At 70.0% G+C, this 13,316-nt stretch carries 10 protein-coding genes and 2 pseudogenes; 4 read left to right on the top strand and 8 right to left on the bottom strand.

The window, feature by feature from the left end; translation table 11 throughout:
• Positions 1-137: 137 nt before the first annotated feature.
• The 8 genes and pseudogenes from DDF67_RS21175 to DDF67_RS26430 all read right to left on the bottom strand — a co-directional run.
• Positions 138-1,337 (bottom strand): VWA domain-containing protein, encoded by a 1,200-nt coding sequence (locus DDF67_RS21175; protein ID WP_109102798.1) that lies wholly within the window; start codon positions 1,335-1,337, stop codon positions 138-140.
• A complete protein-coding gene (locus tag DDF67_RS21170; RefSeq protein ID WP_109102797.1) occupies positions 1,334-3,592 on the bottom strand; it encodes a DUF5682 family protein in 2,259 nt (752 codons plus the stop codon). The genes DDF67_RS21175 and DDF67_RS21170 overlap by 4 nt, the downstream gene beginning before the upstream one ends.
• A gap of 3 nt (positions 3,593-3,595) precedes the next feature.
• Positions 3,596-4,675: an ATP-binding protein gene (locus DDF67_RS21165; protein ID WP_109102796.1), complete on the bottom strand. Its 1,080-nt coding sequence runs from the start codon at positions 4,673-4,675 to the stop codon at positions 3,596-3,598.
• Entirely contained in the window at positions 4,672-6,096 is a 1,425-nt protein-coding gene (locus tag DDF67_RS21160; RefSeq protein ID WP_109102795.1) for a DUF5691 domain-containing protein, read from the bottom strand. Before DDF67_RS21160 ends, DDF67_RS21165 begins: the two co-directional genes overlap by 4 nt.
• Entirely contained in the window at positions 6,089-7,468 is a 1,380-nt protein-coding gene (locus tag DDF67_RS21155; protein WP_199229302.1) for an SWIM zinc finger family protein, read from the bottom strand. Before DDF67_RS21155 ends, DDF67_RS21160 begins: the two co-directional genes overlap by 8 nt.
• A 125-nt stretch (positions 7,469-7,593) precedes the next feature.
• Complete coding sequence (locus tag DDF67_RS26155; protein WP_233247726.1) at positions 7,594-7,893, bottom strand: response regulator; 300 nt, start codon at positions 7,891-7,893, stop codon at positions 7,594-7,596.
• A 171-nt stretch (positions 7,894-8,064) separates the two neighbouring features.
• A pseudogene (locus tag DDF67_RS26435) lies at positions 8,065-8,238 on the bottom strand (ATP-binding protein); the annotation flags it as partial.
• 262 nt (positions 8,239-8,500) lie between these two features.
• A pseudogene (locus DDF67_RS26430) lies at positions 8,501-9,493 on the bottom strand (PAS domain S-box protein); the annotation flags it as partial.
• 802 nt (positions 9,494-10,295) lie between these two features.
• Between DDF67_RS26430 and DDF67_RS21140 the strand changes: the two are divergent.
• The 4 genes from DDF67_RS21140 (at position 10,296) to DDF67_RS21125 (ending at position 13,299) form a co-directional block, all read left to right on the top strand.
• Positions 10,296-10,832 carry a hemerythrin domain-containing protein gene (locus tag DDF67_RS21140; protein ID WP_109102792.1) on the top strand — a complete coding sequence of 179 codons (537 nt, stop codon included), beginning with the start codon at positions 10,296-10,298 and terminating at the stop codon, positions 10,830-10,832.
• A gap of 109 nt (positions 10,833-10,941) precedes the next feature.
• Positions 10,942-11,841, top strand: coding sequence for an SDR family oxidoreductase (locus DDF67_RS21135; protein ID WP_109102791.1), 900 nt, complete (start codon positions 10,942-10,944; stop codon positions 11,839-11,841).
• A 31-nt stretch (positions 11,842-11,872) separates the two neighbouring features.
• Positions 11,873-12,592 (top strand): cytochrome c oxidase assembly protein, encoded by a 720-nt coding sequence (locus DDF67_RS21130; protein WP_109102790.1) that lies wholly within the window; start codon positions 11,873-11,875, stop codon positions 12,590-12,592.
• Positions 12,589-13,299: a cytochrome b gene (locus DDF67_RS21125; protein WP_233247725.1), complete on the top strand. Its 711-nt coding sequence runs from the start codon at positions 12,589-12,591 to the stop codon at positions 13,297-13,299. Before DDF67_RS21130 ends, DDF67_RS21125 begins: the two co-directional genes overlap by 4 nt.
• Positions 13,300-13,316: the final 17 nt, after the last annotated feature.

Genomic DNA, 13,316 nt, shown 5'->3' with positions numbered 1-13,316 from the left:
CTTGCCCCCAGAACGCCACGCGAGCGTCAGTACACTTGCAACCGGGGCTGATTAACCGCTCGCGCCAAGGTGCGCCAGCACCAATGGCCAAGCTCGGCGGCCGCCGCTTGCGGCCAGGTCGACCAGCGGCAGCGCCGCTAGGCGTCGGAGCGGATCGCCTTGATGTCCGCCTTGGCCGCCCAGGCCAGCACATCCTCACGCTTCAGGGCCGCGGCCATCAGGTCGGGGAACTGGTCCGGCGTGCAGGCGAACACCGGCACGCCCAGCGACGCCACCCGGCCCGACAGCTGCGGGTCATAGGCCGGCCGCCCCTCGTCGCTCAGCGCGAGCAGCACGATGACATTGACGCCGGAACCCACCAGCCGCGCCAGCCGGGCGACAAGCGCCTCGCTGTCGCCGCCCTCGTAGAGATCGGTGATCAGGATCAGGTGCGACTTGGCCGGGCTCTCGATTCGGTTCTCGCAGTAGCCGACGGCCTGGTTGATGTCGGTGCCACCGCCCAGCTGGACGCCGAACAGAACCTCCACCGGATCGGCCAGGTCCTCGGTGAGGTCCAGTATGGCGGTGTCGAAGCACACCAGCTTGGTCTTCACCGTCGGAAGCGAGGCCATCACCGCGGCGAAGATGGAGGCATAGACCACCGATGGCGCCATCGAGCCCGACTGGTCGACGCAGAGCACGACCTCGTCCAGGTCCACCAACCGCCGCTGGCGACGCATGAAGCCGACCAGCCGCTCGGGCACCACGGTGCGGTGCTCGGGCTGGTAGTGGCGCAGGTTGGCCTGGATCGTGCGCGGCCAGTCGATGTCGGAGAAGCGCGGCCGGCCGGTGCGGCGGCGGCGATCGATCGCCCCGCGAACGGCTTCGGCGGTCTTCTGCTCCAGCCGCTCCATCAACTGGGCGACCACCTTGGCGATGACTTCCCGGGCGATGGCCTTGGTCTTGGCCGGCATCACGTTGCGCAGGCTGACCAGGGTGGCCACGAGGTTCACGTCGGCCTCGACCGCGCCCAGCATCTCAGGCTCGAGCAGCATCTGCTGCAGGCCCAGACGCTCCATGGCGTCCCTCTGCACGACCTGCACGACCGGCGTCGGGAAGAACTGTCGAATGTCGCCGAGCCAGCGCGCGACGCTGGGCGCCGAGCGTCCAAGGCCGCCTCTGCCCTTGCCGCCGCCAGAACCGCCGGACGCACCCGGACCATCGCCCTCGCCATAGAGCATGGTCAGGGCGTTGGAGAGCCGCTGGTCGTCGCCCTGCTGCAGGGCCTCGTCCTCGCCGCCGACGGCGAGCCGCCAGCGGCGCTCGCGTTCCCCTTTGTCGTTCGGGGCCTCGTTCATGTCGCAGGCCTCGCGGTCAGGATGTCGGTCAGGCGCTGAAGGTGAGCCAGCCAGATCGCCTCGGCGTCGGCGACCGCGATGCGCCCTTGCAGGCCTGCGCCGGCGCGGCCGAACACCGCGTCCAGCAACCGCCGCCGCTGCATGCGGTCGAGATTGCCCAGCGCGCGGCGGAACAGCGGCAGGAAGGCGGTGAACGCCTCGCCCTCGAGCGAAAGCATCCAGGCGTCGACCGCCGCGCGCAGGCTGGCGTCATAGATCAGCCGCTCGCCGGCGCCGTCGAAGAAGCCCTCGAAGAACCCGGCCGCGTCCGCCACCGCGCGACCGGGCGACAGCATGCGGCCCAGCAGTTCGGCCGCCGCCTCCGGCGTGATCGTTTCGGCCTCGTAGAGCAGCCGCGCGGCAACCCCGGCCAGCAGCGGCGTGGCCTGGTCGTCATCGACCACGCTCGACAGCGCCTGGCGCCAGTCGGTCAGGTCGACCTCGGCCAGCACCGCCGCAGCGTCGGCCGCCAGCACGGATGCGCGCAGGGCCTGAGCCGCCTCGGCGTCCAGCAACCTGACCGCATAAGGCAGCGCCAGCGCCCCCTGGGACAGGATCCTGACAAACAGGACCTCCATCTGGGCGGCGTCGGTGCGGCGAGCCTGGCCGTAACGGACGATGTCGCCCAGCGGCGCGAGCGACGACAGCAGTTCGCCGCAGTCGCTGGTCAGCGCCACGCGATGCTCGATCCGCTCGACCCCAGCATGGGCGGCGTCGGGCAGCTGGGCCGTCAGCGCCGACAGCACCAGATCGCAGAGCACGGGCAGTTCGACCGCCTCGGCCAACCGCGCGGTAAGACGGCCGGCGGCGGCGCGGGCCAGGGTCGGGCCATAGACCAGGTTCTCGACCAGGCGAACGGCGAACTCAGGCTCCCAACGCAGGCGCCAGCGCTCGCGGAAGGTGCCCCGGCTGCGGCCGGCTTCCGCCAGGCGCCCCCACGGAACGTCGAGGATCGACAGGCGATGCAGCAGGGTGGACCGGTCCAGCCCGCTCTCGCTGCGCAGGTCGACGGCCAATTCGCGCTCCAGCGCCTCTGGCTTCAGCCGGGTGCGGCGCTGCTCGCGCTGCAGGTCCTCGATCAAGGGGGCGAGCGGCACGTCGGCGGGAATCTCGCCGACGGCGTCGCCCAGCAGCAGCCTGGCGGAGACGGTGTCCCAGACCAGCGGCTCGCCGTGACAGAGGCAGGCGATGGCCGCCTCGCGCAGCTCCTCGAAACCCGGATGCGGCCGGTCACGCATCGCCGCCAGGGCCACCGCCAGCCGCTGGGCCTCGATCAGCGAGGCCGTGGGCGCGATATGGCCTGCCTCGCGAAGCGCATGAGCGATCCTGCCTAGCCAGCGGACGGCTATCTCGTCGCGCGACGTCTCCCAAAGGTGTCCGCACCATCCGGGCGCGGCGACGCCGGCGCCATAGCCGCTCTGGAACGCCAGCCGGGGCGAGGTCCAGGGCGCCCAGGTCGCGCTGATCTTCTGCTTGGGCGCGCCCTTGAGCCGTTCGCGATCCTGCGACAGCGGAACCCTGGCCTTCAGCGCCGGCTCGTGCCAGGCGCCGCAGACAACCGCGATCGCCCCCTCCGTTTCCTTGACGGTCTTGGCGATCTCAAGCCGCATGTGTGCTTCGCGCACGGCCTCACGGCCCTGCGCCGGCGGCGCGGCTTCGCGCAGGGCCGCCATGGCGTCGGCGACGGCCGCGAAGACCGCCCCGGCCGCCGGGCTCTCCTCGATGACGTCGCGCCACCAGCTTTCGCCGTCCTGGTAGCCGCCGGCCTCGGCCAGCAGGCCGATGGGGTCGCGCTCCAGCCGCATGGAAACCTCGTCGATGGCCGGCGGCGGAGCCGGCTCGTCGGCCTCTTCGATCGCTTCGTCTTCGCTGACCGGCTCAGGCTCAGGCGGCGCGGCGAGGCCCCAGGCGGCGGGAACGTCGATGAAGCGCACGGCTGCGCCGTTGCGCACCGCCCAGCAGGCGGCCTGGTACTCCGGCGAATAGACGGCGAACGGCCAGAACGAGGCTCGCGCCGGGTCGTCGGAGGCGTAGACCAGCAGCGCCACCGGCGGGACCATGGCCGGATCGGCCAGCATCGGCAGCAGGTCCGACGCATCGGCCGGCCCCTCGATCAGCACGACCGCCGGGCGCAGCGCCTCAAGGGCGTCGACGAGGCGCCGCGCCGATCCCGGCCCGTGGTGCCGGATCCCGAAATAGTGGACCTCCGCCGCCACGGATCAGACCAGGTCGACCAGCGCGCGATAGTAGCCGGCATAGTCCGGGCGCTTCTTCAGGACCGCCTCCAGATATTCTTCGAGCACGACCTTGTCCTGCACCGGATCCTTGACGATCGCTCCGAGCAGGCTGGGGGCCAGCCCTTCGGCGCTCAGCTTGCCGCCGTCGAAATAGGCCGCCTGGCTGAGGCCGCCGACCGTGACCGCGATCGCCTCGGCGGTCGACAGCGAGCCGGTGGGCGTCTTCAGCGTCACCTTGCCGTCGAGGGTCGAGCCGCCACGCAGCTCGCGGAAGATCGAGACCACGCGGGCGACCTCCTCGGCCACGTTCTTGGGCGCGGGCAGGTCTAGGCTTTGGGCCATCTCGCCGACGCGGCGCGTGACGATGGAAATTTCCTCGTTCATGTCGTCGGGCAGCGGCAGCACCACGACGTTGAAGCGTCGCTTCAGCGCCGAGGACAGCTCGTTGACGCCCTTGTCGCGGTTGTTGGCGGTGGCGATCAGGTTGAAGCCCCGGCGCGCGTAGACGGCGTCGTTCAGTTCCGGGATCGGCATCATCTTTTCCGACAGCACGGTGATCAACGTGTCCTGCACGTCCGAGCCCATCCGCGTCAGCTCCTCCAGGCGGCACAGCTTGCCGGTCTCCATCGCCCGATAAAGCGGCGTGGGCACCAGGGCCTCGCGCGAGGGGCCGTTGGCCAGCAGCTGGGCGTAGTTCCAGCCGTAGCGGATCTGGTTCTCGTCGGTGCCGGCGGTGCACTGGATGACGAGGCTGGAATCGCCGCAGATCGCCGCCGCCAGATGTTCCGACACCCACGACTTGGCCGTGCCGGGCACGCCGAGCAGCAACAGCGCCCGGTCGGTGGCCAGGGTGGCCACGGCGGTTTCGATCAGCCGGCGATCGCCGACATACTTGGCGCTGATCGGCGTGCCGTCGGCGGCCTTGCCGCCCATCAGGTAGGTGACAACAGCCTTGGGCGACATGGCCCAGCCGCGCGGGGTGGGCGCGTCGTCCTTGCGCTTCAGGGCCTCGAGCTCGGCAGCGTAGGTCGTCTCCGCCGGCAGGCGCAGGATATCGGTCAAGTCGGTCGCTCCGGATTGAGGGCGATGTTGAGATGCAGCAGGTCAAGCCGCGGGTCGGCGATGGACAGGCCCGCCGCGGCGCAGGCTTCGACCACGGACCTGGCTCCGGCCTGGTCAAGCAGCAGGCCTAGGTTGTTCAGGCCGACGGCCAGAAGCGGCGGCGTGCGCGCCTCCGCCGAAAGGCTGGGACCGATCAGATCGAAAAGTTCCTTGTAGGCCAGCGATCGCGCGAGAGGTCCCGGGCCGGCATGGCCGAGCACCTCGCCAGCCACGGCCAGCGCACCTCGGAAGCCGGAGCCATCCTCCCGCTCCAGGATGGTGGGCAGGACGTTGCGTCGCTCGTCCGCCGGTGCGCGGCGGGCCAGGATGGCGACTAGGTCGAGGGGGATCGCGGCGTCGTGCAGAGCAAGGTCGAACAGGGCGCGCCAGGCTTCCGGCGCGGCGGTTTCCTCGACCATCCCCATGAAGGTGCTGATGGCCCACGGCTCGCCGACGGGAACGCTCTCGACCAGGGCCTTCTCGTCCACACCGAGCGCCTTGGCCAGCGCGGCCAGGGTGACCACGCCCATCAGGGCGCGGCGACGGCCCTCCTGGATGGGGTTCTTCAGCGGCTTCAGTTTCAACTGGTGGCGGCGCTTGATCAGGCCGACGCACCCCAGTTCGACCATGGCGGCCAGTTCCTGGGCAGGCTCGGCGTCGCCCTCACCCTCGCCCCGGCCCAGCCTCGACAGAAGCCGGCGAACCAGGCCCCGGACACGATCCGAGCGGTCGCTGGCGAAACCGCCGAGCACCGCCGCATCGTCAGCCGAAAGCCCGACCTCCAGCACCTCCAGCACCCGCAGGCGACGCTCGGCGGGCTCTCCGCCAGCCTTGGCGGCGACCAGCGCCCGCGCGGCCGCCGGGTCGCTGCGGCGCAGGGCGGTCAGGGCGACCCGGCGCCTGGCCCAGGGCCAGTCGTTCCAGCTGTCTGCGGTCAGCGCCTCGGACGATGCGCCGGCAGTTTCCGCGGCGGCCCAGTCGATCCAGGGCGCATAGACGTCCGGCGCCCAGTCGTCGCTCGCGCGGGGCAGCCAGTCGGCCGGATGCATGACGTAGCCGCGCGCCGCCAGGAGCTGGACCACGAACCTTGCGCCGCCCTCCTCGCTCCGGCGCGCGGCGAGCACGCGGCGGATGCGGGCGCGCGCCGCCTCGGGCGGCGTGGGCATCGGTAGCGACGGCAGCAGATCGCGCGCGGCCAGCGGCGGCGCGACCGGCCGAAACAGAACCTGAAGCGCCTGGCCAGTAAGCGCGACCAGGGCGGCCTCGGCTTCGCCGCCCGTCCCGACGGCGTCGCGCCAGGCGGCTGGCGCATGATCCACGGCGGCGCGCCCCGCCATCCAGGCGCCCCGGATGCGCGCCAGGTGATCTTCCAGCTCAAGCATCGAAACCGATACGCCCCCAGTTGGTGCGGGCCGCCAGCAACGTCAGCCGGGACCCGTTCCAGAGGCCCGCCGCGCCGTCGAGCCGCGCGCCCAGCCACACCTCGGGCGGCGCGCCTTCCAGCGGCAGCGCCCCGGCCTCGCCCATCCACCAGCGCCGTCCGGCGACATCCTGGGCGATCCGGCCGGACGGCAGCACTACCGGCGCATCGAGACGCCAGGGCGCGGCCAGCAGCACCTGCGCATAGGCCGCCAGCGGGTCGCCCGCCTCGGCTAGCGGCCAGCCCTCGTCGACTTCGCTCGCGGCCTCTGAACGCTCGACGATCAGGGCCCGCAAGGGGACGCGGGCCGGATAGAACAGCAGCTCGGCCCGGAACCGCGCTCCCGGTGCGAAGGCGCCGCTGCGGCGTCCGGCCGAGGCTGGGAAATAGTCCAGCAGCAGGGCAAACCTCGGCCCCTGCGCCTCGGCGTTCAGCAGCCAGGTAGAGACGCTGACCAGTCCGTCGCGGCGGGTGACGATCTGTTCGCCCAGCACTTCCCAGACCCCGGCGTGGCGCAACGCGTCGGGCGCGGCCATCAGCTCTTCGCGGCTTTCGGTTGATACCACCTCGCGCCGCAGTTCGGGATCGTCGGGCGCCGCGCGCCAGGCCCGCGCCAGCAGCGTCAGCTTGCCCAGCTCGACGATAGCGGCGTCGATCCGCTCTTCCGCCGGCAGTTGCAGCAGGCGCGAGGGCGTCTCATCCAGCCGGCTGGCCAGGGCGCCGGCCTTGGCGTCGACCAGGCGCGCGGCCATCCGCCGACAGCGATCGCCAGCTTCGGCCAGGAAGCCGCCCAGGCCAGTGCGCAGCTGGTCGGAGATCCAGAGTTCCAGGTCGTCCAGGCCCGCCTGGACCTGCGACCGGACGTCGGCCGCCCGCTTGTCGGCGGCCGCCTTGCGCCTGGCCTCGGCAGCCGGATCGCTCGCCGCGACGACCTCTTCCGTCGTCGCCGCGTCCAGGCTCTTGGGACCCGAAGGCGGCTTGCCGGCCGAAGGCGCAGCGCCGGACGACTTGCGCCTCCGCCCCATCCATTCGGTGACCCAGTCCGGCGTCTCGGCGGGCGCGAAGCCGCCGGGCTCGTCGACATGCAGCCACATCAGGGCGATGGCGTGCTTGCAGGGAAACTTGCGCGAGGGACAGGTGCACTTGCTGCCGATGTCGTCCGTATCGGCCGCAACCCGGTAGGGATTAGCGCCCGATCCCTGGCACTCGCCCCAGATGAGACCGCCGGAAACGCCTCGCGACGACCACTTGGCGGGCTTCAGCAGGCCAGCGGCCGCCTTTAGCGCGCTCTGGTCCGGCGTCATCGCCTCGATCTCGGTACGCGACAGCGCCACTACAACTCCCCCGACTCTGGGTGCAGACTACCGATCCGCTCGCGAACCATACAAGCGCGACTGCGCGATCATCATGACGGTTGCGCGCTGGGCGAGAGGAAGAGCGGCGGCTGCCCCGCGGCCTGTCAGGCGACCGCGCTGGTCTGGCGCAGAATGTGGGACAGATCCTCGACCGAATAGGGCTTGTGGAGCAGCGGAAAGCCGTGGCGCGCATCGGTCGCCAGGACATGGCTGTAGCCGCTGGTGAGGACGACCGGCAGGTCGGGCCAGCGCTTCCTGACCGCTCGAGCCAGCTCCACCCCGCCGACGCCGGGCATCACGACGTCGCTGAACAGCAGGTCGAAGGGTCCGTCGCGATCCAGCCGGGCCAGCGCGTCAGTCGCGTTGGTGGCCAGCTCGGTCTGGTAGCCGAGATCCCGCAGCAACTGGGTGGCGAACTCGCCGATCGCGGCGTTGTCCTCGACGACCAGGATGCGTCCGTGATGGCGCAAGCGGGGCGCGGCCACGGGCGGAGCCGGCGGCAGGGCCGCGGCGGCCGTACGAGGCAAGAACAAGGTGAAGGACGCGCCCTCGCCCTTCCGGCTCTCCACGGCCACGTCGCCGCCCGACTGCTTGGCGAAGCCGTAGACTTGGCTGAGACCAAGCCCTGTTCCGCGCCCGATTTCCTTGGTGGTGAAGAACGGCTCGAAAATCTTGGCCAGGTCGTCGTCGGCGATGCCCGCGCCCTCGTCTATCACCGCCACGGTCACGAAGTCGCCCGAGCGGCGCATGGCCGCGGATGGCGGGAATGGCGGTGGCCGCGTCGATGCGGATGGTCAGAACGCCCTCGCCGCCCATGGCGTCGCGCGCATTGACCGCCAGGTTGATCAGCGCCGTCTCGAACTGGTTGACGTCCGCCTCGACCGCACAGTCGTCGCAGGCGACCTCAAGATTCAGCTGCACGCGGCCGCCCAGCACCGAGCGCAGGATGTCGCCCAGCGCCTCGACCTTGGCGGCGGCGTTGAAGCACTCCGGCTTGAGGGCCTGCCGGCGCGAGAAGGACAACAGCTGGCTGGTCAGCTTGGCGGCGCGGTCGGCGGTGTCGGAGATGGCGTCCACATAGCGCCGCCGCCGTTCCGGGCCCAACTCGCGGCTCCGCAAAAGATCGGCCGACGAGCGGATGACGGTCAGAAGGTTGTTGAAGTCGTGCGCCACCCCGCCGGTGAGCTGGCCAATGGCCTCCATCTTCTGTGCCTGGCGCAGCGCGTCCTCGGCCTGCCGAAGCTGGATCGCCTGAAGCTTCTCCTCGGTCACGTCGCGCCCGTAGCCGTAGACGAGGCCGTCCTCGAAGGCGGTGTTCCAGGATATCCACCGATGCCCGCCCGCGGCCGTCTTGTAGCGGTTCTCGAAACCGGTGACCTGACTGCCGGAGAACACGCCAGACAGGGCCGTGCGCGTCGTCTCCAGGTCTTCGTCAACCACGAAGCTCTCTATCGTGCGGCCGACGACCTCCTCGACGGAATGGCCGAGGATGCGGGTCCAGGCCGGGCTGACCGACTGGAAGATCCCCTTGTCATCGACCACCACCATCAGGTCGCGCGAGTTGGTCCAGATCCGGTCCGATCGGCGCCGCTCGGTCTCGACGCTATGAGCCTGGGCGAAGGCGCCGGCGGCCCGGTCCGACACCAGGCTCGCCAGGTCGGTCAGCCCGTCATCGCCTCGGCGGTGGGGATTGAGGCCCAGGATCAGCGTGGCTACGGCCGAGCCCTGGCTGGTCGCGATGGGCAGGATGAGCGCCCGCGTGGGCGGGATGGCCCAGGCGCCAGACGGATAGTCGATGTTCCCGTCCAGGGGAAAATCCTGGCAGCCGTCGGCGGGACCGTCCAGCGACCAGTCCTCGCGCAGCAATCGCCGGGCCTCGTCGGTGGCCGAGCAGCCGACCAGGCCGCCAAGCGGCTCGCGCAGATAGGCCAGAGCGAACGGGAAATCCTCGGTATTGTGGGCCAGGGCGTCGCAGAGACCTTGCAGCACGGCCTCCTGGCTCATCGTCCCGATCAGGCATTCTCCGAGGCGGCGAACGGTGTCGAGCCGCCGCTCGCTGATCACCCGTTCGGTCTCCTCGGTGACGATGCACATCAGCCCCCGGATGGCGTCGCCGTCGCGCAGAGGGCTGTAGGAGAAGGTGTGGTAGGTCTCTTCGGGATAGCCGTTGCGCTCCAGCAGCAGCTGCAACGCCTTGTTCCAGGTGGGAACGCCCTCGACCATCACCGAACGGACCTGGTCCTCGACATCGGCGTAGACTTCCTTCCAGACCTCGCGGAACGGCTCGCCAAGGGCCCAGGGGTGCTTGGCCCCAAGGGTCGGGATGTAGGCGTCGTTGTAGAAGAAGTTCAGATCGTCGCCCCAGCCGAGCCACATCTCGAACCGCGACGTCAGCATCATCGCCAGGGGCGTGGTCAATCCGGTCGGTCTCCGGCTCGCCGAGGGGATGGGCCGACCAGTCCTTGGCGCGCATCAGGCGCGCCATTTCGCTGTCGCCAGGAAAAAGTCTTTCTCGGGCGTTGGCTCGTGTGGTCGACATCTGCTCGTTGCTTTCCCCGCCGGCCACCAACGCAGCGTCGCCTGAAAGGCTCCGCGTCAGCTTAAGCATCCGAATGACCAGCCTGCGACGTCGCGTAAGCTCCATGTCGGAAACCCGACGAAGATCGCACTTTAAGCCGCTGTTTTCACGCGAATAACCCGGTTCCTGAGCGGCAGATCTGAAATCGTCTCTCAACTAGCGCGGCTATGGGAACTTCGGGTCAAGGCGTCGCCTTCAAGCCACGTCCATTCCAACCGGAGAGCCGACATGGCCACCGCCAAAACGCCCGCGAAATCCGCATCCAAAACCGCCAAGTCGCGCCGTACGCGCCGAACCGGTCGTCGCGACCCGCTCGCCATCCGCTTGCTCAAGGCCGACCATCGCGAGGTGGAGGCGATGTTCGACGAGTACGAGCAACTGGAGAGCGATCGCGAGAAGCTGGCCCTCTTCAACAAGATCGCGCTGGCCCTGAAGGTCCACACCCAGATCGAGGAGGAGGTCCTCTATCCAGAGAGCCGCGGCGAGGTAGAAGACGACCTGATCGACGAAGCCTATGTCGAGCATGACGGCGCCAAGAAGCTGATCGCCGAGATCGAGGCGATGAAACCGGGCGAGGAATTCTACGACGCCAAGGTCAAGGTGCTCGGCGAATACATCAAGCACCACGTCAAGGAAGAGGAACAGCCCGGCGGCTTCTTCGCCCAGGCCAAGAAGGGCGACGAGGACCTGGAAGCGATGGGCGAGCGGATGGAGGCGCGGAAGGAGGAGCTGATGGCCGAGCTCGGCGGCCAGGCTGCTCACTAGACAGGCTGGAGATCCGGGCGCCCAGGCGGCGTCCGGACTTGGCCCGATGTTCCTGGCGGCGGAACGCCGCTCCACGCCGCGCCGTTGAGCCCACATGCCGGAGACGAACATGAGCCGAGACGACCGCCTGCGGATGCAGGACCCGCGCGAGCAGTACCCTAAGCCGCCCTTCCCGGCTCAGCCGCAGCCGGCGCCGGGCCTGGCCGCCAGGATGCATCCCAGGCCGGATCACGGCGAGGAAAGCTATCGGGGCGCGGGCAAGCTGGTTGGTCGCAAGGCGCTGATCACGGGGGCGGACTCCGGGATCGGCCGGGCAGCGGCCATCGCCTATGCCCGCGAGGGCGCCGACGTAGCCATCGGCTACCTGCCCAGCGAGGAGAGCGACGCCCGCGAGGTGGTCGCCCTGATCGAGGCCGAGGGCCGCAAGGCCGTCGCCCTGCCCGGCGACATCAAGGACGAGGCTTTCTGCCGGGACCTTGTGGCCCGGGCGGTGGAGGCGCTGGGCGGGCTCGACATCCTGGTCAACAACGCCGGCAAGCAGGTCAGCCGGCCCGACATCGCCGCCATCGACAGTGAGCAGTTCGACCACACGCTGAAGACCAATCTCTACGCCATGTTCTGGATCACCCAGGCGGCAAGGCCCCACCTGCGGCCCGGCGCGGCGGTGATCAACACCGCTTCGGTCCAGGCCTATGAGCCGTCCGACAACCTGCTCGACTACGCCACCACGAAGGCCGGCATCGTCGCCTTCACCAAGGCCCTGGCCAAGCAACTGATCAAGGCCGGCGTGCGGGTCAACGCCGTGGCGCCGGGGCCGTTCTGGACCGTGCTGCAGCCCAGCGGCGGCCAGACCCAGGAAAAGGTCCAGCACTTCGGCGAACATTCGCAGTTCGGCCGGCCGGGCCAGCCGGTCGAGATCGCGCCGGTCTATGTGCTGCTCGCCTCGCAGGAAGCCAGCTTCACGACCGGCGAGGTCTATGGCGTCACCGGCGGCGCGGGCATCGCCTGACGCCGCCGCGATCGCGGTTCGGAGCCCGCCCATGGAAGCTTGGACGCCCTATTGCGGAGCTGGTCCCTCGCCCGCCGAGGCCTGGGGTCGCTGGAACCTCGACCCGCTCCTGCTGGGCGCGCTGGCGATCGCCACGGCCTGCCTATGGATCATGCTCCCCACGCGGCGCGGACCGGGCATCGCGGCCATGGCGGTGCTGGCGGTAAGTTTCGCCTCGCCTCTATGCGCGCTGAGCTCGGCGCTGTTCTCGGCCCGAACGCTGCACCATGTGCTGCTGACCAGCCTGGCCGCGCCGCTGCTGGCCTGGACCTTGCCGCGCCTTGGGCGGTCGAGAAGCCTTGCACCGGCGAGCCTCGCTTTCGCAGCCGTCTTCTGGCTATGGCACGCCCCGGCGTTCTATGAGGCCGCCCTGGCCAACGACGGCGTCTACTGGCTGATGCAGGCCAGCCTGCTGGCCTCGGCGACGCTGTTCTGGCGGACCGTGCGCGCAGCCCCGGCTCCCGCCGCCGTGGCGGCCCTGCTGGCCACCACCGTGCAGATGGGGCTGCTGGGCGCCCTGCTGACCTTCATGCCTCGCGCCCTCTATGCCCCGCACGCCCTGACGACCGCAGCCTGGGGCCTGTCGTCGCTGGATGACCAGCAGTTGGCGGGCCTGCTGATGTGGATCCCGGCGGCCGGCGCCTATCTGGCGGCGGCGCTGGTGGTGCTGGGGCGGCAGCTGCGCGGCGCGGCGAGCCTCGTCGCCCGATGATCGATCGGCTGATCGAGAACATCTTCGAATGGGCCGCGGGCCACGCCGATGAGGGCCGCTATTCGCCCGTGGCCATCGTCTTTCACTGGACCATGGCGGCGCTGGTGATGTTCCAGCTTGGCCTGGGGTGGTGGATGGGCCGACTGCCCGCAGGCGAACGGATGCAGGCCGCCTACGGGGCGCACTACCTGGTCGGGGTGCTGATGCTGGTTCTGGTCCTGGGCCGCGTCGGCTGGCGACTGTTCGCGCCGGCGGTGATCAACGACGCCGACAAGCCCGGCTGGGAGAGCACGGCGGCCCATGTCACCCACTACGTCTTCTACACCTGCCTTTTCGGCCTGCCGCTGACCGGCTGGGCCATGGTGTCGGCCACGAGCCGGGAGACCGAGCTGACCCTGCTGAACCTCGCGCCCTGGCCGCTGCTGCCGTTCGGCGAGCTGTCGCATTCGACGCTTTGGACCATCGAGGCCGTCGCGGAATGGCTGCACTGGGGCCTAGCCCTCAGCCTCGCCGCCATGATCCCGATCCATGTAGGGGCGGCGCTGAAGCACCACCTCATCGATCGCGACGACGTCCTTCACGGGATGCTGCCGATCCTGCCGCAGCGGCCTCGACAGCGGACGCGCTGGCAGCGCCGCTGGCGGGCGCTGGAGAGGCAGGTTGCCTCTCTGACCAAGCCGCTAAGGCGGCGGCTTCGTCTTCGGTAAGCTTGCCGGCGATCGTC

It is taken from the genome of Caulobacter endophyticus (genome assembly GCF_003116815.1).
Classification (GTDB): Bacteria; Pseudomonadota; Alphaproteobacteria; order Caulobacterales; family Caulobacteraceae; genus Caulobacter; species Caulobacter endophyticus.
Note: the sequence above shows the minus strand (reverse complement) of the source record. Positions and strands in the feature narration are given on the sequence as shown.

Excerpts from the sequence above, each read along its gene's own strand:
- DDF67_RS21175 (WP_109102798.1), bottom strand. The coding sequence starts at position 1,337 with ATGAACGAGGCCCCGAACGACAAAGGGGAACGCGAGCGCCGCTGGCGG.
- DDF67_RS21160 (WP_109102795.1), bottom strand. The coding sequence starts at position 6,096 with ATGCTTGAGCTGGAAGATCACCTGGCGCGCATCCGGGGCGCCTGGATG.
- DDF67_RS21140 (WP_109102792.1), top strand. The coding sequence starts at position 10,296 with ATGGCCACCGCCAAAACGCCCGCGAAATCCGCATCCAAAACCGCCAAG.
- DDF67_RS21135 (WP_109102791.1), top strand. The coding sequence starts at position 10,942 with ATGAGCCGAGACGACCGCCTGCGGATGCAGGACCCGCGCGAGCAGTAC.
- DDF67_RS21130 (WP_109102790.1), top strand. The coding sequence starts at position 11,873 with ATGGAAGCTTGGACGCCCTATTGCGGAGCTGGTCCCTCGCCCGCCGAG.
- DDF67_RS21125 (WP_233247725.1), top strand. The coding sequence starts at position 12,589 with ATGATCGATCGGCTGATCGAGAACATCTTCGAATGGGCCGCGGGCCAC.